Origin of the sequence: Candidatus Aeolococcus gillhamiae (genome assembly GCF_016464765.1) — a bacterium.
Lineage (GTDB): Bacteria > Chloroflexota > Dormibacteria > Aeolococcales > Aeolococcaceae > Aeolococcus > Aeolococcus gillhamiae.
Genome location: NZ_JAEKNS010000037.1, coordinates 45,953 through 67,552, shown reverse-complemented (window position 1 = coordinate 67,552; position 21,600 = coordinate 45,953). Strand labels below are relative to the sequence as shown.

Here is a 21,600-nt window from a genome sequence, read left to right as displayed (position 1 = left end):
TAAGTGGGTGGCGCTACACGCTCACAATGGCGACTGTGCATGAGCCACCATCGGTGCCATACACGGTGCCCCCACGACAATGTGCGAGTCCCACTCGAGCGCCCTCTACCTGACGTATCCCGGCGTCTCCCCGGAGTTGCCAAACAAGCTCAGCCACCTGAGCGACGCCGGTAGCACCCATCGGGTGTCCCTTAGACAACAGTCCACCGCTGGGGTTGACGGGAAGCACACCGCCGATGTTCCAATGGCCTCGATCTATGAGGGGGCCGTACTCACCGGGTTTGCAGAGGCCGAGCCCCTCGACTCGCATGACCTCAGCCATGCTGAAGCAGTCGTGGACCTCCGCAACGTCGATGTCCTCGGGGCCTACTCCAGATGCTTCGTAGGCCAGCTTCCCTGCTTCGGCAGTGATGGATTCAAACGTCAAGTCAGCCAGTTCAGTCTGGTACTGGCCGCTGTTGAGCGCCACAGTCCGCAGCGTTACGGGCCGTCCACCATACTGCCGCGCCCGCTCGGCGCTGGCAACGATTACCGCTGCGGCACCATCACCGATGGGGCAGCAGTCGAGAAGGTTCACAGCCGGCTCGACAATGGCGGTCGAGGCCAGAACCTCATCCAGGGTGACCTCCCGACGGTATTGGGAGTTGGCGTTGTGCACCGAGTTCCTGTGGTTTTTGACGGATACCTTGGCGACCTGTGCGCGCGTCGTGCCGAACTTCTCGCTGTGCAGTTTGAACCGCATCGCATACTGAGCTGCCATCACCAGCCCAAGCGCGCCCTCTAGGTCCTCGTCATCGGGAAGAATCCCTCCGGACACTCTGCCGTACAGCTTCTCGACGCCAACGACAAGTACGACGTCATAGAGGCCAGCTCCCACAGCAATGGCGGCCTCCCGCAGCGCGGTAGATCCGCTGGAGCAATAGTTCTCAACATTTGTGACTGGAATGCCTGCGATGCCGAGGCGCGCCATGATCCGCTGGCCGGCAACCGGCCCGGCAAAGACATGGCCACACCATGCTGCTTGAACATCTTTGAGCGGAACACCAGCGTCGCGTATTGCGGTAAGGGCTGCCTCCGTGCCGAGATCGTCAACCTGACGAGTCAGCAGCTTTCCAAACTTCGTCATGCCGGCGCCGATGATCTGTACGTCAGTCACCCTGAATGGAGCCTCCACGGGTTGGTCGAAACTTGTAGGTAGTAAGCGGTGGAATTGATGCGCCGTTGAGCTCGGCAAGGATGAGTTCGACCCGCATTCCAAGCTCCAAGCTCGAGGAGTCGTCGGTCAGGATCTGGGTGAAGACACGCACGCCCTCGTCGAGATCCACGTAACCGATGACGTACGGCGTTGGGAACGCTTCGGGCGCACGTTGGACGACGGCGAACGTATACAGGCGCCCAAACGGACCGAGGAGGATCTCACTCTGGTCGTCGATGTCGCCACAGCGAGCACACGTAACCCGCCTGGGAAAAGCGAGTGCCCCGCATGAGGCGCAACGCGACCCGATCAACCTCGGCGTGCCGCGTGTCTCTTCAGCGGTCGTGAACAGACCCTCCCGAAAGGGAGCACTCGCGGCTGGTGCGGAAACGTCAGCTGCGTCTGTGCTCATCTGGCTCCAGCCAGTGCGACACGATCAGGGTGACTGCGGAAGAGCTCCGTGAGCTGTGCGATGTCGTCGAGCGCGGCCAAGCCGGCGACACGCTCCAGAATCTGGTCCATCGCGACTGAACCCATGGCCGCCGCGGCGAGACGTCTGAATTTGTCCTCCAGCGCGCGTCTCAGAATTGGTTTGCCCGGATCCCCACGGCAGTCCATGACTCGCAACCTGTGGTGCTCCCCATTGTCCATCGAGATCGTGACATCCGCCGGCCACTTCGCCGGATAGAAGGCATCGAGCGCAGCATCGGGGTGGACGTGGACCAGAGGCATGAGTCGACGCACCGCTGGGTCCCACACCGCTTGGTCGCTGAACTCTTCGACAAACGCGCCGCCCCGCTGGAGGGCAACGGCCACCGCATACGGGAGGCTGAACTGCGCATCAACGCTGTTCTGCGGCGACAGCTTTTGCTCGCGTGGCTCGGCGACGATGGGGATGCCCGCGTTCACGAGACCGACATCCACTCGGGTGACGCGCTCCGCGGCGATGGTATGATGCTCGATGAGCTCGAGTACCGCGTCGACCGGGGTTTGCGAATACCGGCAGCAGGCGAAGGGCTTGATGCTGACATCGAGAATGGCGAACGGGTCGGCCAGTCCGTCAGTGAGCATTGCAGGGTCTGGTGTGTCGGCGTGCGCCTGCAAGAACCCGTGCTTGCCCTCGAGGATCGTGGTCGGCCCGGTGAACCCTCGTGCGGACATGAGCGCGGCCAGAGTCCCCGACTGCGCAGCACCGCCCACCTGCAGTCGCTTCGTCCAGGCACCGTTGGCCATGTACTCGAGGTTGCCCGCCGAGAAACTGCCAGCGATCCCCAACGCGTGGGCGAGGCGGTCGCCATCGAGTTGGAGTAGACGGCCCGCCGTGATCGCGGCTCCGAACACGCCACAGGTTGCGGTGGGATGGAAACCCTTCGAGTACTGCTGGACGGCCCCGGCTGCACGGCCAATGCGGATCATCGCGTCGTAGCCTGCGACGATCGCCGCCACCACATCAGAACCGGAGGCCGAGGTCGCTTCGCCGAGAGCTAGCGCTGTCGGGATCACGACAGTCCCGGGATGCAACGAGGAGGCGTTGTCCACATCGTCGAGCTCGAGTCCGTGAGCGATCGTGGCGTTGGCGAGAACCGCCAAGCATGCGGGAACACGCCCACCTCCAACGACGGTGCTCTCCGGCTTCCCACCCATGTCCGCTACCAACTCCGAAGTCAGTGTGCTCGACTCCAAGAACTGGCCGCCGATGGCCACCCCGAGCGTGTCGATCGCCAACTCGATCGCACGGTTGACAACGGGAGCTGGTAAGTCTGCGAACTCCAGCCGCGAATAGCGCTCAGCAAGCGCGACAGTGGTCATCGCGAGGCGACCGAAGCGAGATCGCTGTCGTGTGTCTCGTAGCGGACCTGATATCCCTCCTCCGCGATGGCGGTGCGCAGACGCACAAGTAGCTGACGCGTGATGGGGCCCGCAGTGCCGGATCCTATCGTCCGACCATCGATGGAGGTGATCGCCGCGACCTCCACCAGGGTGGCTGTGATGAACACCTCGTCGGCGGCGTACATGTCGTGCAGACTGATCTGGTCTTCCCGAGCATCGCCAGCGTATAACTCAAGGATCGTATTGCGGGTGATGCCCTCGAGTACGCGGTGGCGCGGAGGAGTGCGGAGGACTCCCTGGGCCACGATGAAGAGGTTCTCGCCAGCGCACTCCGCCACGAGACCGTCCGTGCCCATCATGATTGCCACGTCGGCGCCCGCGTCCCACTGTGCCAGCTTCGCTAGGATTTGGTTCGCGTAACTCGTCGATTTAACCTGCGGGTCGACGCACTCGGGGGGTGTCCGGCGGACGCCCACCACTGTCGCTCGCAAGCCCTTGTCGAGGCGCTCTTCATCAGTCAGTCGTGACCGGACCTGGGGAACGATGACCAGGTTTCCTTCCCGGATTCCTCGAGTGGCTCCCAATCCCATTGGACCTGTCCCGCGCGTCACGATGGGCCGGACGTAGCCGTCGTGCAGGTGGTTCACGGCGACGACCCTGACGATCTGCGCGCGCACCTCGACGGGGGAGAGCGGCGGCACGATCCGCATATGGGCTGCGGATCGAAAGAGACGATCGACGTGCTCATCGAGCTTGAAGATTCGCCCGGCGTCAATGGAGATCCCTTCAAAGACTCCGTCGCCGTACAGGAAACCATGGTCGAGAACGGAGATGGTGGCTGTGTTCAGGGGTACGAGGTCGCCCTGCACGTAAACAAGAGGGTCGACCACCATGTTCCCTCCGCGATCTGGCTCGGGCTGTCACAGAATATAGAATGTACAGAGCGGCGTCAAGCTGCGGCGGCGCTGCGTCGTGAAACCGGCCACTCGTCGAACTCTGGCGCCGTGGGGACAGCCTCCCGCTCGCACGCGACCACCAGCCAGCGCAATGCGTTGCTCCCTACTCAGCTCCATCACCCGCCTCGGCCGGTCAAGCCCAACGAACGCTCCGTCTACGAGGGTGGAGCGGTAATTTGCGTTGGGCGCATTTCCTGGGGCAACTCGCCCCAAATTGGTAGTGTCGCACTGATGGATCCGGGAGACGACGCACTCAGACACGAGCTTTTACAACCTCATAGAGGGCGACCGTCGCGCGAGCGGATATTCGCGCAGCTCGAGGCAGGGGTAACGGAGTTGCGGTCGAAGATGGGCGGCCTCCCCTCTCCCGATGAGGCGGACGGCATCTGGGGAGACATCTGGCGCCAGGAGGCGCATAACTCCACCGCCCTCGAAGGAAACACACTGGCTCTCAGGGAAGTCGACGTTCTCTTGGAACTCGGGTGAGCTGGGGCATCAGGCTCGTGGTTGTTGGGCGATCATCCGCAAGCGACTTCGGCACGGGGGACGGTGACGTCGCTCATGAAGCCACGCGGCTCGTGGCATCAGGACGACGACGCGGCGACGATCGGATTCGTCAGCCGCCCCAGGCCCTCGATCTCGACACTACACGTCCGTGGCAGCGAGGCACGGAGCGGAGCGATCAACGCGCCGAGGCCGAGCGCGAAGCAGACGAGGAAGATCGCCCCGCCGAATGCTGTTCCGAGCGCAATTTCGGCATCGCCGCGACTGCCCGCGGCGAGACCGACCGCAATATTCTTCGGCCTCAAGTCCGGAGAGAAGAGCGCTGGCCACGAAGGGGGCGACATGGAGCAGACGGGCGGCTCCGACCAAGCCGTCGAGCAGGCGCTCGGTGGCCACCACGACAAGAACGACGCCGCCCAGGAAGGCAAGGACCGACAGCGGTGCAGACATGGCCGCGATGGTACGGGGCGCTTCGACCTCAGGCCGGCGCGTGTGTGAGGCCCGATGCCGCAGTCAGGGCAGGCGACCTGCGGCCAGTGCCGCCGCGAGGGTGAGCGGGACCAGGACGATCCCGACCGCGGAGTAGCGGCGGCCCCAGGGCTGAGCGCCGACCGATCGAGCTGCCTGCCACCACAGGAGCGCCGGCAATGGGCCGGTGACCGCGAGGTTGGGCCCGATGTTGAGACCCAGTAGGAGGCTGCGGGCGTGCGCTGGCATCCGCGAGCCGAGCAGCACCGCGGCTCGCAGCGCCGAGTAGCGGGGAAGTGACGCTCGACACTTCCTCAATCATCGCATCCGTGACGGGTGCACTCGAGAACTCACGGAAGACGCGTCGTCGCTCCCGCGGAGACCTGCCAGAGAGCCGCCGGAGTATTCCCGTCCGTGCTCTGCAGGAGGTCGCCTTCGCGGCGGCCAACGCCGGTCGCGCTGCGACGCGGATCTGCCCAGTTACCGCCAACCATGGCTGCTACGGTGGCCATTTGGGCCCCAAATGCGGTGGCCTTGCCCGACACTGGGCAGCCCAGGGCGTCACGACTCCTCCCCGATCCGTATTCAGGACGGCCCTTTACAACCCCTCGCGGCACCCCGTGTCACCACGATCGCCGCTCTCGAAAAGCGGTGCGGTTGATTGCCACCGTGCGTTCGTCTCCGCGACGCACCAACAACCCAGCCACCCCCGTGCCGCGCCTACCGCCCTCCCCCACCGTTTTCCCCGTTTTGTGGCCAGCGTGGAACGCCGTGTGGTCAGCGTGGCTTCCCGTGTGGTCAGCGTGGACCCCCGTGGAAATTGGCGGTAAGTATTCGTTTAGAGGCCATTTTTGACCTCTCCCGAATACAGAATTAGAACCGTACCTTGCCAAGGTAAGGGTCGCCGGTTCGAGCCCGGTCTCCCGCTGTCGCGTTTCGCGTGGTCGCCGTGGAGCCGCGTGTGGCTCCGGCGTGCCCCCCGTTGATCGCCGTGGGTTTTCGGGAGAGTAATGACTCGCGAATACGGATTGCGACACGTACTTGGGCAGGTAGGTGTTTACTGTCGAGGTCCTCGGGACCGTCGACGGGCACCGGCAGCGTGGCCGTCAAGGCGCCGACGCTCCGGCGCCGCCGGCCCGGAGAGTAGTGACTCAGGAATTTGTAAGTCACTACTCTCGGCAAAGTGGTCTTACCGGAGCAGGTCCTTCCCGAGTCGGGCAGTGCGCTACGAAAAGAGGTGTCCGTTGAAGCGGGTCAGGCCCAGGCGTGAATTCTGTGACCGTCCGACCCGCCCTTCAATTCGGGGGTACTGCACCCTCGCGTACTTGCTCGGGCGCGGACGGTCCAGTTCCACGCACAGGCCATCGCCCGCCGTAGGCGGCGGACTCCACTATGCCAGCGAACCGCCTCAAGAAGTGCCCACGAGCCAGACAAAAGTCGCGAGGTTCGCCAGACCCGTAATGGCGGGCCCATACGTCTTCATCGCATTGCGGGTTCTGTAGCCCACGCCGGCGTCCGCCACCTGCACGAGAGTCATCGTGAGGGCTACAGCCTCCAACCACGGACTAGAACGGTGGACGAGTGCGACGACGCTCACCAACGCCAGCGCAGAACTTCGGGCCCAGGCATATAAAGCGTTTGTTTTGGCCTCGTCGTTGGATGCAACGACCGCTGCGATGGAGAAGCCCAGACTTACGAGCGCGCTCGCCACGGTGACCAGAGCACACGACCAGTAGGCGAGGGACATCACCGGTCGAAGAGTAACAACGACCCCAGCGTGCGTGCCCGCGCGCCGCGGATGGCGTTCAGATGTTGCGGCACCAGGGAGGCCGTGGCGCCGAGGGACACAGGGACAAGCGTGAACACGAGGATAAGTGACCTGCGTCTCGTGCAGATCACCACGACTGAACTGAGCGACGCGATGGTTGAATACGGGGCGAGGTCCGTTGCTGCGGAGGCGATTCGCAGCCCGGTACGCGGATCAGGCGATTGAAGGTGGGGAGTGAGAGCTTTCGCGGTCAGCCCGGTTGATCAGCCGCCGCAGCCGGGTGGGTGGCCTTACATACGCCTTTTTAGGTTTCCCAACCTCGGCAAGTGAACCGCCGCGGGTAAGTTGGAGACTCCGGGGTGGCGCTGCCGTCTGCCATCAACCCGGCGGCGGACGCTGGATTCCCCCACACGGCTGCAGTGCGGGAGCACAGTTGGTGCGCCAGTTCATTCGCCCGGGGGCACGTCGTCGAACTTGGCGACGGTCATGATCGCCACTCCTTCAAAGGTGCCGAGAGCAAGCAGGTCGGCGTCGCCAGTGACGATCACATCGGCTCGCCCGACCACGGCAATGGCGAGCACCTGGTTGTCATCGGGATCTCGGCACACGTCTGGTACCTCGGGCGGGGACACGGTGTCGGCAAGTGCCTCGAGCTCACCGCGCACGGCGGCGGCACGCGCCGCATCCCACGCGAAGGTCTCGCCCAGCACCGATTCAAGCTCACTGAGGATCGCCGGCCCGATCACGAGCCGATGGCGGCCGCGGAGAACTGACTCAAAGACGCGTCGGGGCCGGCCCCCGAAGTGGAGCGTCGACACCAGGACGTTGGTGTCGAGGACCACTCGCACTCAGTGGACAGCCCGACCACGAGCGCGTCGGCGCTTCTTGACCGCCTCCATCACCGACCCTTCGGTGAGTGACGTCGCGCCCACGTGGGCCTCGCCGTATGCAAATGCTTGATCCCAGCGGCGCCGGCGCTCCGCGTACTGTCGGAATGCCTGCCGGAGGAGCTCGCTGCGGGTCATCCCTTCCGCGTCGGCAAGACGATCCACCTCGGAGGCCAGGTCGGGGGGCAGGGAGATCGTCACCGTTCCAGTGGTTCGCATAGATCAAGGATAACACCAAGTCTTACTGACCAACCTGCCCACCATTACCGCCAGTCAGGTCGCTGCGGTCTCGGCACCCACGTCGCCGGCTGGGCCATCTCCGGCAAGGGCACCGAAGTACCGGTAGAACCGGCGAAGATGATCGGCACCGTGGACCCCGGTGGAAGTTGGGGGTAAGTAGTCGTCGTGAGGCCCTTTTCAGCGCCTCCCGAATACAGAATGGAGCCACTACCTTGCCAAGGTGAGTCGCCGGTTCGATCCCGGTCTCCCGCTGTCCACTCCCTTCTGGGAGCCCATCTCGAAGACGAATGGAGCCCGTGGGGTTCCGGTGGGGTCGGCGTGGATCTCCGTGGATTTACGGGAAAGTAGGGTCATCCCGCCAACGCGGCCGTCATGCCCCACGGCGGGTCCCCAGCCCGAACGCCCGTTGCGCGCCGCCGACCCGCGCCCAGCGTCGCCGGGCTGCTCCCTGCCCGCCGAGCAGTCCGTCGAGCTAGGGAACTTGTTACTTCTTTACCAGGCTACCAACAAATGCCACGATGCGCTTGCATGCCTCACTGATACGATCGGGTGGTTCGTCAGTAAAGATAATGCGGACGTGGTCATAACCAAAATCGTCGCTGCCCCAAGCGACCATTGGGCTGACAGCCACCCCGGTGGCATCGAGCAGTCGGCGTGCGAACTCGGGAGACCGAATGCCCACCGCGCCGATGTTGACGAGTAGGAAGTAGCCGCCCTCTGCCGGCACGACCCGAAGCGCCGGCGATTGCCTCAACGCATCGACCACGAGGTCACGGTTGGTAGCGTACGCTGATACCAATTCGTCCTGCCAGCGCTGTTCACCGGTCAACGCGGCCACCGCCCCCGCCTGGGCGAAGCCGTTCGGCATGATCGCACTGAAGATGTGTACGTCCTCCATAGGCCGAACCAGTTCTTTAGGCCCCGCAACCCATCCGATGCGCCATCCCATCATGTTGTAGTTCTTGCTTACGGACCCAATGGTGACGGTCCGCTCCGCCATACCGGGAAGCGTTGCGGGATTGACTATCTTCCTGCCATCAAACCGGATCTTGTCAAGGGACGCGTTGAAAATGATGACCGCGTCGTTCGTACGCGCGACATCGGCAAGCAGTTCGGTTTCTCGCGGCGTAAAAATGGTGCCCGATGGCATACAGGGGGATGCATAAAAGATCGCGTCAGCGCCCTGGCCAGCAACGCGCACAGCGTCGTCGTCGGGGAGATGCCAGTCCGAAGCTTCGTCAAGATCCACAAACCGTTGAGTCGCACCCGCCAACCGAACGCGCTGGGCCATCCCAGAGTAGGTTGGATTGGTCAACAAGACTTGGTCGCCAGGATCGGTTACCGTGAGGAGCGCGTTCAGCATGGCCTCGCCAGCGCCTGAAGTGATAACGACCTCCGAGTCGGGGTCGTAGGCCAACCCGTACGCCTTGTGAAGGTCTTCGGCCACTGCCTCGCGCAGCTCGAGTAATCCCCGAAGCGGAAGATAGCTGTTATGTCTGTCGTCGCCAACGGCAGTCCGCGTCGCTTCGAGGATGTGCGTTGCCGGGGGGATGTAAGCATCCGCGTTTTCTAAGCGGAACGCGCCGGGACGCTGATCCGCGAGTTCAGCCATATCCGCCATGGTCATGCGCACCATGTCTCGCACCCGCTTCGATATGCGGTTCTCGGTCATGAGCGATCCTCCATCGTGCGTAGATCCGCTAGACAAACCGCAGTCGCCGCTCACGTAATCCCGACCGCGACGTATCAGCGACGTGGCCAACGTTGAACGATAGCATCACGAACCGCCGACCTGGCCACCCCCCAAGGAGCGCGGGCTTGCCCGTTGCGGTCCGAGCGCTAGGCACTCATGTGCCCAGGTAGGCGCGCTGCATCTGCGGATTCTGCAGGAGCGAGTCGGCGGTGCCTTCCAATACCAACTGTCCGCTCTGCAGCACGTATCCGCGGTTGGCGATCGCCAGCGCCATGGTCGCGTTCTGCTCGACAAGGAAGATGGTGATGCCGGTCGCGTTTAGGCGCTGGATCGTTTCAAACTGCTGCTCCACCAACACGGGAGCGAGCCCCATCGACGGCTCGTCCATACATAGAAAGCGCGGACGAGACATCAGCGCCCGGCCCATAGCCAGCATCTGCTGCTCGCCTCCTGACATGGTGCCCCCACGCTGTGCGGAGCGCTCCTTAAGCCGCGGGAACATCTCGAAAACACCATCAAGGTCCGCTTGGACGTCGGCCCTATCCCTGCGGAGGAAGGCGCCCATCATCAGGTTCTCGAGAACGGTCAGTCGAGGGAAGATCCGTCGAGCCTCGGGCACGATGGCGATGCCGCTTGCCACACGTCGGGAGGTGTTCCAGTCGGTGATGTCTCTGCCGTCGTACCGGACGGACCCTTTGCTCGGTCGAACGGAGCCGATAATCGTCTTCATCGTGGTCGACTTTCCAGATGCATTACCGCCGAGCAGGCAGACAATCTCACCGCGCCGGATCTCCATGCTCACCTGCCGAAGAGCGGGCACAGCACCGTAGCGCACCTCGACGTTCTGTAGTCGCAGGACCACGTCGTCGCTGGGGCGCTCGTCGCTACGCGGACGTTGCTCGTCGTCCAAGATAGGCCTCGATGACCCTGGGATTGCGATTAACTTCATCTGGTAAGCCTTCTGCGATCTTCACGCCGTGGTCCATCACGATGACCCGATCCGAGATCTCCATTACCAATGGCATATGGTGCTCAATAAGGAGAATCGTGAGACCGCGATCGCACATCGATCGAATTAGGCCAGCGATCTCTATGCGTTCATACGGGTTCATGCCAGCCGCAGGCTCGTCGAGCAGGAGTAGCTTAGGTCGCGCGGCGAGTGCCCGGGCTATCTCTGTGCGCCGTCGGTTGGCGTAGGAAAGGGTGAAGGCGGGATCCTCGAGTCGCGGCTCGAGACGCTCGCGGAAGAGTTCGATTGCGATCTGTACTTCCGCCTGAGCGGCCCTCTCGGCTCGCATGGTTGGGGGCCAGAAGAACACGGAGCCAAGCGCGCCACTGCGCGTCCATTGATGCGTACCCAGAAGGATGTTTTCCCGAACGGTCAGTTGAGGGAAGACGCGGATGTTCTGGAAGGTGCGCGCGATCCCGAGGTGCGTGATCTTATGAGCGGCTTGGCCGACCAATTCGCGACCGAGGAGCCGGATGGAGCCCGCGCTCGGCTTGAGCACACCGGAGATCAAGTTGAACAAGGTGGTCTTACCGGCTCCGTTAGGCCCCACCACGCTCACGATCTCACCTTGGCTGACGACAGCATCGAAGCCGTCAACGGCCGTCAATCCACCGAAACTACGCGTCAGTTCGCGGATTTCCAGAACGGGCGTCGGGTCTTTCACGGCCCGTCACCCGACGCGACGATCGCCCCGGACGCTGTCTCGACGTCGGCATCCGGCGCGTCCATCGCTCGTGACAAATCTGCGTCATCGTCCGCTGACTCAGCGGTCAGCAGTTCGGTCGTCCCGCCGAACGCCTTACGTGGCCGAACTGACACCGTACCCAGTAACCCCTCCGGTCGAAGCACCATCACGGCGATCAACACTACGGCGATGATGAGGTACTTGTAACTGACGAAGTCTTGGAGCAGATAGGGAGGCACGGTGAACCCGACCGCGCCGAGTACGGCGCCAGGGAGGCTTCCGAGTCCACCGAGGATCATCATGATGAAGACGGTCACGGTCTGCTGCACTGCGAAGTTGCCGGGGAAGGCATTGTTGATGAACGCCGCGTCGATCATCCCCACGATCCCAGCCATCACCGCGCTCAGGGAGAAGGCGAGCAGGCGGTACTTGAACGTGTTCACGCCCATCGCTCGCGCCGCCAACTCGTCCTCGCGTACGGCTAGCCAAGCCCGTCCCGTGCGGGTGTGGCGCCAACGCAGCATGCAGAATATGCTGAGAGCGAGGAAGCCGATGAAGATCCAGTAGTACATGCGCGAGTGTGGGATGTCCCCGATCAACGGTACGCTGGTGGGTAGGTTGAATGACGCCACCCCGTGGATGCCGTTGCTGCCGCCCGTGAGATTGAGATTGTCGGGTCCGAACTGGTGGCCAGCCAGCACCGGTGGGCGATCTAGGTCGACGATTATGTCGTTCATGATGAGCCCGAAACCGAGGGTGAAGATCGCAAGGTAGTCGCCTCGAAGCCTCAGCCCTGGTATGCCGACTAGGAGTGCAAAGGCGAGACTGACGAGAACTACCACCACGAGTGCTGCCCACAGCGGAAGATGCTGGTGAATCTGGTCACTAGCGACGAGAGAGTAGGTGTAGGAACCGATGCCGAAGAATGCGATGAATCCGAGGTTGAGCAGCCCGGCGTAACCGACCGCCAGGTTGAGGGCCACGGCCAGACAGGCAAACATGGCGCAGTTGGCGAGGATGAGCGTCCAGAATTCGGTGCCAATCCAACTCGAATTGTCCTCGACGTACTGGAGCGCGAGCGGGGCAACCACCGCCACGATGAAAAACGGGACGAGCACTCTCGGCCGGGTGAGCCTACGGTCCCACTCAGCCGAACCAGCTGTCCAGAACTGCCTCGGCGAGCGGGCCGGTTCATCTCTGCGCGCGGGTGGGGCACTCATGCGCGGTCTGTGAGTGGCTGTCCGAACAGCCCTTGTGGACGCACCATGAGCACAGTGATTAGGCCCAGAAACACCAGCGTGTTCTGGAACTGGGTGCTGATGAATCCTCCGGCGAGGCTCTCGAGAACGCCGAGGAGCAGTCCACCAACCATCGCGCCGCGGACATTCCCGATACCACCGACGACGGCGGCCGTGAAGGCCTTAAAGCCCAGTACATAGCCCATGTAGAAGTCGATGGTCGCGAAGCGCAGGCCGAACAGCACGCCGCCGAGGCCTGCCAGCGCGGATGCGACAAAGAAGGTCACCATGATCACCCGGTTGATGTCAATGCCCATAAAGGCAGCGGCTTCCCGGTCCTGCGCCGTCGCGCGCATCGCGCTGCCGAAGCGAGTGCGATAGACAAACACATCCAGGCCTACCATGAGCGCGACCGATACCACCAACAGCATCAATCCCATAAGCGGCGTCTCCACACCGCTGACCTGCAGCACGGTCTGCGGTACGAGTGCGTTGCTCGGCACCAACACGGGGGCAGGGCTGACCCACACCTGCACAGCACTCTCGAGGAGCAGCGAGACGCCAATCGCGGTGATCAGTGGTGCCAGGCGATTCGCGTTTCGCAAGGGTCGGTACGCAACGCGTTCAATCCCTACGCCGAGCACGCCGGCACCGAGGGTCGCCGCGAGGACCATGAGGCCCACCACCAGGACCGCCGGGACGGCGCTCACCTGGTTGTGCACCAAGAGCGTCGCCACGCCTCCCGCCAAGAACGCCCCGACCATGTAAACGTCGCCGTGAGCGAAGTTAAGCAGTTCAAGAATGCCATAGATCAGCGTGTAGCCAAGTGCTACCAGCGCGTAGACACCGCCGGTCTCAAGCCCGTTGACAATCTGCTGAACAAAATAAGCCACTGCAGGCACAAAGGGAGGGGGCGGGCGACCGCCCCCTCCGCTCCCTCTTGCGACCTAACCGGTGACTTGCTTGAGGACGGTCATCTGATCGCCCTTTGCCTGAAAGACGAAAATGCCGCCGCCCTCAATATCCCCCTTGGAATTGAACTTGACCGCACCGAAAATGGTACTGAATGTGCCACTGGCGAGCCTGCTGTTGACGTCGGCCCGGGAGATCTTGCCATTCTTCACCGGAGAATCCTTGATTGCCTGGAGCATCACTTGTGCCGCCTCGTACCCGGACCCGTAATATGGTCCAGCCTTCGCGAGAGAATCGGCACCATACGCAGTCTTGAACTCGGTGACGTAGTTCGTCGCGGCCGCCGAGGAAACGCCCGCGGGATCAGCGGTGATGTTGGTGGCGTACGCTCCGTCGAAAGCCCCTTGGGACTTGGTGATTATCGACGGATCTTCCTCGCCATCGGTTCCCATGAACTGGATGTTCTGGCCGATAATCAAACTCTGTTGCTTCATTTCCGTGACGAGGGGAGCAGCTTCAGGCCCTTCGTCGGCGAAGTACACCCAGTCGGCGCCAGATCGCTTGATGTTGGAGATGATCGTCCCGAAGTCTGTTTGGCCAGGCGTCACGCTATCGCGCGTCGTCGGAATGTTGTGGACTTTCAGATACTGCTCAGTCTCGTCCGCCAATGCGATTGAGTAGTCGGATTTCGCGTCCATCAGGTACACCCCCTTCGCGCCCTGGTCGATCATGAATCTTGCGTCTGCCGGCCCTTGTTGATCGTCTCGCGCGCAGACGCGGTGAGCGACGGCCCAGCTCGAGTCCGTGACCTTGACATTGGAGGCCGACTCACTGATGAAGGGCAAGGGTGGATTCGCGCTCTGCAGGCTCGGCGCTGTGCCAAGCACCACACCGGAATTCACCGGACCGACGATGCCGAGTACGGTTGGGTCTGCGGTGCCCTGCGCCTGCAGGGTCTGCGCAACTTGAGCTGAGTGCTGGTCGTCCCAGGTGAGCAGTTGCACCTGCGTTCCGTTCACTCCCCCTGCCTTATTGAAGTCCTTGACAGCAAGCTGGATCGCCTGCAGTGCCCCGGCCCCTAGCGATGCTTGATCGCCGGTGAAGGGCCCCTCGGCCGCGATCTTCACCGTGGTGGGTGCGTTGGCTGAGCTCCCGCCGCCGCTGCTGCTGCTGCCCCCGCTGCCACACGCTGCCAATCCTAAACCGGCCGCGGTGACGAGGAAACAAGTAGTTGACCGTGCAAGATTCACCTTTCAACCTCCTGATTCGCATGGGCGTTCACGAAATGCCTCCAGCTCTATACATGCTCTACGTGCTCCTGAATAAACGAGACAATCTCCGTCGTCGGCGTTCCCGGTCCGAAGACTGCAGCAACGCCGAGTTCCCGCAGGCGGGCGGCATCTTCTTCTGGAATAGTCCCTCCGACCAGGAACAGCACGTCGCTCAGGTTGTTCTCCCTGAGTAACCGGCACAGTTCCTCGGCGTACTCCATGTGTGCGCCAGACAAGCTCGATAGTCCGAGGACACGCGCATCTTCCTGAACAAGCGCTCGCATGATTGATTCAGGCGTCTGAAAGATGCCCGTATACACCACCTCCATGCCGGCGTCCCGAAGTGCACGCGCAACTACCTTCGCGCCGCGATCGTGGCCGTCTAAACCCGGTTTTGCTACAACCACTTTGATACGGACGGCGATCGTCTCCATCGGCCCCCTCCTAGAAAACGGTTGATGGTTGATGTTGGCCCCAAACGCCTCGGAGCACGTCGTAAATTTCACCAACCGTCGCCATTGCCCGCACGGCCTCCTCGATGCTTGGCATCAGGTTCTGGGCCAGGTCCGGGGCCGTCTGTTCCACGTTCCGCAGCGCGTCGGCAACGCGCCGCTGCTCGCGCTCCCGCTTCACGCGCTCAAGCCGCTGGAGTTGGCGTTCAAGCACCTCGGGAGGCAACCGAAAAACATCAATGCCACCGGTGGACGAGTCACCGTCGGCGAAGGCGTTTACACCGACCACGATGCGCTCCCCATCTTGAATCTTCATCTGCTGCTCCCAGGCCGAGTCAGCAATCAGTTGACTTACGAAGCCATTAATGATCGCCGCGATCATTCCTCCCTGTTCATCGATGCGCCCGATTAGCGATCGAGCCTCCTCTTCGATTCGCGACGTAAGCGCTTCGACGTAGTAGGAACCGCCAAGTGGATCAACAACATCTGCGACGCCCGTCTCATGAAGCACGATTTGTTGTGTGCGCACTGCGACCTTGATCGCATCCTCGGACGGGATCGTCATCGCTTCATCGAGCGAATTCGTGTGTAACGACTGAGTGCCGCCCATAACGGCAGCGAGCGCTTGGAGCGCCGTCCTCGCCACGTTGTTGAGCGGTTGCTGAGCCGTCAACGACACCCCAGCGGTCTGGCAATGCGAGCGCATCATCCATGACCGCGGGTCTTGGCAACCTAGTCGCTCGCGCAGGAGGCGTGCCCAAAGCCGCCGTGCGGCACGTAGTTTGGCCACCTCCTCGAGGAAGTCATTGTGCACGTCCCAGAAGAACGAGATGCGGGGTGCGACTGCATCCGCATTGATGCCACGAGCCACCGCGGCCTCTAAATAGCAAATCCCAGCCGCAAGGGCGAAGGCGACCTCCTCTACTGCGGTGGCGCCTGCTTCGCGGATGTGATATCCACACACGTTGACAGGGTTGAACTGAGGCATTCGCTCGGCGCACCATTCCATGGTGTCTACGACGAGCTTGACGGAAGGGGTCGGCGGAAAGATGAATTCGTTCTGTGACGTGTACTCCTTCAGGATGTCATTTTGAATGGTCCCTGTGAGGGCGGTGCTCGAAAAGCCGCGCTGCTCACCGACAACCTTGTACATCGCCAGAATGGCGGCAGCGGAGCCGTTAACTGTCAAAGACGTCGAAATCTCGCCCAGCGGAATCCCATCGAAGAGGGCGTGGGCGTCTGTCAGGCTGTCGATAGCGACACCAACCTTTCCCACCTCACGTCGGTAGATGGGATGGTCGGAATCGTAGCCGAGGAGAGTCGGAAGGTCGAAATCGGTGGAGAGGCCCGTCTCGCCATGTTCTAGCAAGTACTTGTATCGCGCGTTTGTGTCCTCAGCTTGACCGTAGCCTGAAACTTGACGAATCGTCCAAGGCCGTCCTCGATACATGCTGGCATGTGGCCCACGCGTGTACGGGTACTCGCCCGGGAGGCCGATATCGCGCATGTAATCGAGGTCAGTAGTGTCACGAGGGGTGTACACATCAGCGATGGGCCGACCGGAAAGCGTGGTGAACTCCTCGCGGCGGGGAGGGAACCGTTTGTGGCCCTCGAGCAGGCGGTCCCCACGCCATTGCTCAACTGCCTTGCCGATCTCAGCCTGTGCGTCCGAATCGTTGGGGTGAGCTACGCTTTCCATTGTGCCGAAGCCTCCTTGAGGACTTCCTTAACCATGCTCCGCAAGCTTCCGGTACGGCGACCCACGCCACCGACGGCGCAGCGCCTCACCCATTGCTCAGCCACGGCAGCAACCTCGTCCAACCGCTTGTCTTCGCGCACCACCAGTAGTTCACCGGTTGCGCGAAGGGTCCGCCAGCGTCGATTGAGCTCATCCGTGAGTTCGGGTACGCCGGCCCCGCGAAGTGCCACGGTCTGCATCACGGTCAGCTTCCGCTGCATCGCGAAACGCAGATGTCGCACGGTCTCGGGGGCTCCTGGCCGATCTGCCATGTTCACGACGACCAAGTCAGCGACCTCCATCAGGCCGGCCTTTATTGCTTGGACCGCATCTCCCAAGCCGGGTACCGTGACGAGGACGACCGTATCCGCGAGACCGGCCACAGCGATCTCCGTTTGGCCCGCGCCCGCAGTCTCAATGATGATGGTGTCGAATGAACCGGATCCTTCAAGGATTCGCACCGCGTTCCGCACAGCCATCGACACGGCACCGTGAGCCCCGCGCGTGGCCAGGCTGCGCACAAACACGTCGTCGCGGCCATTCATCGACGCCTCCATCCGGATTCGGTCGCCCAGGACTGCCCCTCCGCTGGTCGCACTCGAAGGGTCGACAGCAAGCACGGCCACCCTACGTCCGGAGTCGCTGTAACTCTCGATCAAGCGAGCCACAAGCGTGCTCTTGCCGGCACCAGGAGGCCCGGTGACGCCAATCACGTGGACCGGCTCGGGAGCATCTCTAATGCACAGTTGCCATGGCGGTGTGTTCTCAACCAAAGTGATCGCGCGAGCGAGTGGGCTCCAGCCAACGCCAGTGCGGTGTCGGTCTATCAGAGCAGTCAATTCAGCTTGCGCGGACAATCTGAAGCTCCCCGGATAGAACTCTCTGCTTAATCTCGTCCTTGGCTACCTTGCCGATGCCGATCTGCGGTAGCGATTCAACGACGGCGGCGCCCGATGGACGTTTGAAGCCTCCCAATTCGCGGCGGCAAAACGCTAGAACATCCGCGGCGGCCAGTGAACTCCCGACAGCGCGAACCGCAACGACCACCGGAGTCTCGCCCCATCGTAGATCTGGGATTCCAACAACGACAGCCGCGATGACTTGTGGATGTCGAAGAGCGACAGACTCGATTTCGCCTGGCGCAACCTTGAGTCCACCGCTGTTGATCTGGTCCTTCAGGCGTCCCGTTAGCCGCAACCTACCGCTCTCATCGAACTCGCCGAGATCGCCCGTGCGCATCCAGCCTGCCCGGTCCAGCACCGCGGCCGTTGCCGCTGGGGCATCAAGGTAGCCAAGCATGCGTGCCGGACTTCGGCAAATGACTTCTCCCGAAGAACCAATCGGCACCGGCTGACCTGCGCTGTCTACGACCGCGACGGCGGAGGTAGGGAATGGACGGCCGACTGACTGTGGCGCCTCCCTCAAGAGCGCCGGAGGTGCATAGGTCATGGTGAGCAACTCGGTCATTCCATAGATCTCGTGTGTCGCGACACCAGGAAGTTCGGCCCACCACTGCTCGAGCAGCGGTGGCGGCATCGCCTCCGAAGCGAACATTAGCCAGCGCAGCTTCCGCAGATCGTCCATCACGCCACCGTGCAGTAGCCGCGCCATGAGCGTTGGTATCGCATCCAAACATGTCGCTCGCTGACATGCGCGGGCGATCAGTTCCACGTCGAACCGCCTGACGATGTCCAGTGCACCACCACTCACCAAGGTTGGAAGGACTAGCTCCGGTATTGATGCGAAAAAGGGCAAGAAAGCAACAGCGCGATCATCCGGAGAGAACGGGAGGGCTGCCGCGATTTGGAGCGCAGCGTGGAGCAGCGTGCCCTGACTGTGGACGACTCCCTTCGGTTCGCCGGTGCTGCCGCTCGTCAGCAATATGCACGCGGATGATTGGGGTCCAAGTGTGGGCAAGGCCCCCGAGCGTCCGCCTCGCAGCTCTGGTAGTCGCCAAACGGGCGCCGCCAACCCGAGGGCGTCGCTTGTCTCGGTGTCTACGTCGCCGACTATCGTTCCTATCGCCCCGACAAAACGAACCTGATTTGCGATCTCAGCATTGGCAAGTCGTGGGTTGAGTGGAACGACCACGCCGCCCGCCCGGAGGACTCCGAAGTACGCGGCTAGGTACTGCGGGTCATTCGCCCCGATAAGCGCGACCCGCGTTCCGGACGCGAAGGTCGGGAGCGCTGACACGGCGCGCGCAACCTGCTCAGAGCGGCTCCATAGATCGGTGTAGCTCCAGCTCAGAGTGCCCTCGATTACCGCTGGATGCTGTCGCCTGGCCGCAACGACTGCGGCGATCCACGAGACGAGGGTCTGAGGTGCTCGAACCGTACCCATTCAGTCCGGGACTCCGACTCTAATCGTCGCTGTGGCGCGCACGGCGAGAATCGGCTCGGGGAGCGGGCCACCAAACCCGTCGAGCCCAACGCTAATTACCTTATGTAGTTCCGCTTGCACTCGACGGCTAGTGCGTCCGCGGTCCACTACCCACGCCGTCGCCTCTACGAAGTCGCCAACGTATAGGGGCGCTAAGAACTCGACGCTGTGGTAGGCCACGCACAGGCCCTCTGTTCCGCCTTCGCGAAGACTAAGCTCGGTCTCCAGATCGGCGAATATTTCCATCGCTTTAGATCCCGCGACCAGTCCGCCTGCGTATCTGGCATCTGCCGGGGCGATCCGGACCCGGATCCGAGCCGTTATCTCATTGCCATGCATGTGGGGTTCCGTCGCGCGCAGCGGCCCCTTCGTCTCACCCGTCATCGCTCAGGGCCGATAACGACCGGTTGCATTTCCACGCCGTTGAGGAACAGGTCCGCGTAGGTGCTCGCGATTTGGTCCAATGTGAGACGGCCAGACGGGCGATACCAAGCCGCAACTTCGTTGCACATGCCGAGTAGCGCGTTCAGTGCCAATCGCTGATCGATGCGGCGAAAGCGGCCACTCTCGAATCCCTGTTGGAGGATCGCGCTGAATGCTGCCTCGTATCGATCACGCCACCCGGCTACGAGAGTTCGCTGCTCTGGCTGGAGCGATCTCAATTCCGTGTCGGCCAAGAACGCTTCCTTGCGTCTCTCCGCGTGAAAAGTCACGTGGGCGTGAACAGCGGCAGTCAACCTTGCGACCGGATCCGCTCCGGCTGCGGCTACCTCGGCCTCGGTTCGCCGTGTCAAGTCGCGGGTTGTCCGCGACATCACTTCCATGAGCATCGCTTCCTTGCTGGGAAAGTGGTAGTAGACAGACGCGACCTGGATGCCGACCTTGCGAGCTACCTCGCGCAATGAGGTGTCGTGGTAGCCGCGTTCGTACATCAGCGTGACGATGGCCTCGTAGATCAACTCGCTGGTGGCGGTGCCGGTACCGGCCACTCGTGGTTTGCGCTGAGCGGCATGCACCCGGGAGCGAGCGGATACGCTCAACGGCTCGAACCGGGATCTGTGTCCGTGAAATGCAGCCAGCCCTGAGGCATCCTTCGCATCGCAGTGCCGCCCCTCATGCATAACCTATCGAACACTCGTTAGGCTCGGTCCGCCGCACCCTAGCAGCCAAGGAGGGGTCTGTCAATGTCGTCGCCTCGACCCGGTCACGGAGGACCACCGGTCGCCGACGGGGTGGTCTGCCTCCCGGTGCTTGACGCCGCTCGGGCGAGTGCGGGGAAGCGCGGGGTCGGGAGGCTGTCGTGAGCGGGGAAGCATCGGCGGGAAGTTACGTCGACCGCACCGGGGTGGCGCTCACCGCGCTCTCGGCGGCGTTTTTCGGCAGCCTCGCCATCTACGGGAAGTTCGCCGACCGCATCGGCATCCCTCTCGTGGAACTGCTCGCGATTCGGTTCGTCGTCGCCGCCGTGCTGCTCTGGACCCTCGCCGTCGCACGTCGCGAAAGGCTGTGGTGGGGCTGGCGCAGTGCCGGACTCGCGCTCATGGGGATGCTCTACGTGGGCCAGGCGGCGACCTACTTCACCAGCCTCCGCACGGTGCCTGCCGCGGTGACCAGCATCCTCCTCTACCTGTACCCAGTCATCGTCGTCCTGCTCGCGGCCGCGTTCCTCGGCGAGCGACTCACCCGTATGCGTGTCCTGGCCCTCGTGCTCGCAGTTGCCGGCGTCTTCGCCGTCGTGAACCCCATCAGCGCAAACGGCTCGCTCGACACTGCGGGGCTGCTCTTCGGCCTCGCCGCCGCAGCAATCTACGCGGGCTATATCCTCACCGGCCGCGTGCTGCTGCGCGACGTCCCCGCCGTGGTTGCCACCGCGGGGATTGCGACCACCGCCGGTGTTACGCTGACCATCGCCGGCCTTATTGGCGGGCAGTTCACCACGCTAAGCGGCGCAGGGTGGGGCCTCACCACCTCGATGGCAGTGGTGGCCACGGCCATCCCGGCAACCATGTTCCTTGCCGGTCTGGCGCGGGTTGGCGCCGCCCGCGCCGCCATCATCAGCACGCTGGAGCCCGCGACGACCGTCGTCCTCGCGGCGCTCCTGCTCGGCGAGGACCTCGGCGTGGTGCGCCTGCTAGGGGGCGCGGTCATCCTCGTCGCCGCCGTGATCGTCGCGCGCCGCGTCCCCACCGACCTCGCCGAGGTGCGGGTACACAGGTGACCTGAGTTCAGGCTGCCGCGGGAGGCCGTCCCTGGGCTCGGCCGCTGCCGTCCATCCTCACCGGGGTCGTCTCGTTCTCGGCGAGGCGGTGAGCATCGCGCGCCTCGGACGGCACCGCAATGCCCTCCTCGAACGGCGCCGCCAGCGCGTTCAC

24 protein-coding genes and 1 tRNA gene are annotated in these 21,600 nt (G+C 62.9%); 3 read left to right on the top strand and 22 right to left on the bottom strand.

From position 1 onward, the window contains the following. Positions 1–13: 13 nt before the first annotated feature. The 5 genes from JF886_RS02895 to JF886_RS02875 form a co-directional block, all read right to left on the bottom strand. On the bottom strand, positions 14–1,156 hold the full coding sequence (locus JF886_RS02895; protein ID WP_337309409.1) for a thiolase family protein: 1,143 nt from the start codon (positions 1,154–1,156) through the stop codon (positions 14–16). Then, positions 1,149–1,607, bottom strand: coding sequence for a Zn-ribbon domain-containing OB-fold protein (locus tag JF886_RS02890; RefSeq protein WP_337309407.1), 459 nt, complete (start codon positions 1,605–1,607; stop codon positions 1,149–1,151). The genes JF886_RS02895 and JF886_RS02890 overlap by 8 nt, the downstream gene beginning before the upstream one ends. Then, positions 1,604–3,004, bottom strand: coding sequence for an MmgE/PrpD family protein (locus JF886_RS02885; RefSeq protein ID WP_337309405.1), 1,401 nt, complete (start codon positions 3,002–3,004; stop codon positions 1,604–1,606). The genes JF886_RS02890 and JF886_RS02885 overlap by 4 nt, the downstream gene beginning before the upstream one ends. Further along, on the bottom strand, positions 3,001–3,918 hold the full coding sequence (locus JF886_RS02880) for an aminotransferase class IV (RefSeq protein WP_337309403.1): 918 nt from the start codon (positions 3,916–3,918) through the stop codon (positions 3,001–3,003). The genes JF886_RS02885 and JF886_RS02880 overlap by 4 nt, the downstream gene beginning before the upstream one ends. A gap of 647 nt (positions 3,919–4,565) precedes the next feature. Further along, on the bottom strand, positions 4,566–4,790 hold the full coding sequence (locus JF886_RS02875; protein WP_337309401.1) for a calcium:cation antiporter family protein: 225 nt from the start codon (positions 4,788–4,790) through the stop codon (positions 4,566–4,568). A 37-nt stretch (positions 4,791–4,827) separates the two neighbouring features. Between JF886_RS02875 and JF886_RS02870 the strand changes: the two genes are divergently transcribed. Beyond that, on the top strand, positions 4,828–4,983 hold the full coding sequence (locus JF886_RS02870; protein WP_337309399.1) for a hypothetical protein: 156 nt from the start codon (positions 4,828–4,830) through the stop codon (positions 4,981–4,983). 15 nt (positions 4,984–4,998) lie between these two features. Here JF886_RS02870 and JF886_RS02865 read toward each other — a convergent pair whose 3' ends face one another. Then, a complete protein-coding gene (locus tag JF886_RS02865) occupies positions 4,999–5,271 on the bottom strand; it encodes a hypothetical protein (protein ID WP_337309397.1) in 273 nt (90 codons plus the stop codon). A 505-nt stretch (positions 5,272–5,776) separates the two neighbouring features. Between JF886_RS02865 and JF886_RS02860 the strand changes: the two genes are divergently transcribed. Beyond that, positions 5,777–5,881, top strand: a tRNA-Gly gene (locus JF886_RS02860). A gap of 480 nt (positions 5,882–6,361) precedes the next feature. On the opposite strand, the gene JF886_RS02855 is transcribed toward JF886_RS02860, so the two are convergent. From JF886_RS02855 to JF886_RS02790, 15 genes are all read right to left on the bottom strand, one after another. Continuing rightward, on the bottom strand, positions 6,362–6,700 hold the full coding sequence (locus JF886_RS02855; protein ID WP_337309395.1) for a hypothetical protein: 339 nt from the start codon (positions 6,698–6,700) through the stop codon (positions 6,362–6,364). A 467-nt stretch (positions 6,701–7,167) separates the two neighbouring features. After that, positions 7,168–7,563, bottom strand: a complete 396-nt coding sequence (locus JF886_RS02850) for a putative toxin-antitoxin system toxin component, PIN family (RefSeq protein WP_337309393.1) — start codon at positions 7,561–7,563, stop codon at positions 7,168–7,170. A 6-nt stretch (positions 7,564–7,569) separates the two neighbouring features. Beyond that, positions 7,570–7,827: a CopG family ribbon-helix-helix protein gene (locus JF886_RS02845; RefSeq protein WP_337309391.1), complete on the bottom strand. Its 258-nt coding sequence runs from the start codon at positions 7,825–7,827 to the stop codon at positions 7,570–7,572. A 505-nt stretch (positions 7,828–8,332) separates the two neighbouring features. Then, positions 8,333–9,520: a pyridoxal phosphate-dependent aminotransferase gene (locus JF886_RS02840; RefSeq protein WP_337309390.1), complete on the bottom strand. Its 1,188-nt coding sequence runs from the start codon at positions 9,518–9,520 to the stop codon at positions 8,333–8,335. A gap of 175 nt (positions 9,521–9,695) precedes the next feature. Next, entirely contained in the window at positions 9,696–10,343 is a 648-nt protein-coding gene (locus tag JF886_RS02835) for an ABC transporter ATP-binding protein (protein ID WP_502711383.1), read from the bottom strand. An 82-nt stretch (positions 10,344–10,425) separates the two neighbouring features. Further along, on the bottom strand, positions 10,426–11,214 hold the full coding sequence (locus JF886_RS02830) for an ABC transporter ATP-binding protein (protein WP_337309388.1): 789 nt from the start codon (positions 11,212–11,214) through the stop codon (positions 10,426–10,428). Next, positions 11,211–12,353: a branched-chain amino acid ABC transporter permease gene (locus JF886_RS02825; RefSeq protein WP_337309386.1), complete on the bottom strand. Its 1,143-nt coding sequence runs from the start codon at positions 12,351–12,353 to the stop codon at positions 11,211–11,213. Before JF886_RS02825 ends, JF886_RS02830 begins: the two co-directional genes overlap by 4 nt. Positions 12,354–12,451: 98 nt before the next feature. After that, entirely contained in the window at positions 12,452–13,375 is a 924-nt protein-coding gene (locus JF886_RS02820; protein ID WP_337309384.1) for a branched-chain amino acid ABC transporter permease, read from the bottom strand. 45 nt (positions 13,376–13,420) lie between these two features. Beyond that, entirely contained in the window at positions 13,421–14,635 is a 1,215-nt protein-coding gene (locus tag JF886_RS02815) for a branched-chain amino acid ABC transporter substrate-binding protein (protein ID WP_337309382.1), read from the bottom strand. A gap of 47 nt (positions 14,636–14,682) precedes the next feature. Further along, positions 14,683–15,090: a cobalamin B12-binding domain-containing protein gene (locus JF886_RS02810; protein ID WP_337309380.1), complete on the bottom strand. Its 408-nt coding sequence runs from the start codon at positions 15,088–15,090 to the stop codon at positions 14,683–14,685. A 10-nt stretch (positions 15,091–15,100) separates the two neighbouring features. Further along, on the bottom strand, positions 15,101–16,807 hold the full coding sequence (locus JF886_RS02805; protein ID WP_337309378.1) for an acyl-CoA mutase large subunit family protein: 1,707 nt from the start codon (positions 16,805–16,807) through the stop codon (positions 15,101–15,103). Next, complete coding sequence (locus JF886_RS02800) at positions 16,795–17,685, bottom strand: ArgK/MeaB family GTPase (RefSeq protein WP_337309447.1); 891 nt, start codon at positions 17,683–17,685, stop codon at positions 16,795–16,797. Before JF886_RS02800 ends, JF886_RS02805 begins: the two co-directional genes overlap by 13 nt. A 1-nt stretch (position 17,686) precedes the next feature. Then, positions 17,687–19,189, bottom strand: coding sequence for a class I adenylate-forming enzyme family protein (locus JF886_RS02795; RefSeq protein WP_337309376.1), 1,503 nt, complete (start codon positions 19,187–19,189; stop codon positions 17,687–17,689). Next, positions 19,190–19,474: a hotdog domain-containing protein gene (locus JF886_RS16745; protein WP_350340566.1), complete on the bottom strand. Its 285-nt coding sequence runs from the start codon at positions 19,472–19,474 to the stop codon at positions 19,190–19,192. Positions 19,475–19,608: 134 nt separating this feature from the next. Next, positions 19,609–20,244 (bottom strand): TetR/AcrR family transcriptional regulator, encoded by a 636-nt coding sequence (locus JF886_RS02790; protein ID WP_337309374.1) that lies wholly within the window; start codon positions 20,242–20,244, stop codon positions 19,609–19,611. Between the two features lie 284 nt (positions 20,245–20,528). Between JF886_RS02790 and JF886_RS02785 the strand changes: the two genes are divergently transcribed. Further along, a complete protein-coding gene (locus tag JF886_RS02785) occupies positions 20,529–21,446 on the top strand; it encodes a DMT family transporter (protein WP_337309372.1) in 918 nt (305 codons plus the stop codon). A 7-nt stretch (positions 21,447–21,453) separates the two neighbouring features. Here JF886_RS02785 and JF886_RS02780 read toward each other — a convergent pair whose 3' ends face one another. Then, a complete protein-coding gene (locus tag JF886_RS02780) occupies positions 21,454–21,600 on the bottom strand; it encodes a hypothetical protein (protein ID WP_337309370.1) in 147 nt (48 codons plus the stop codon).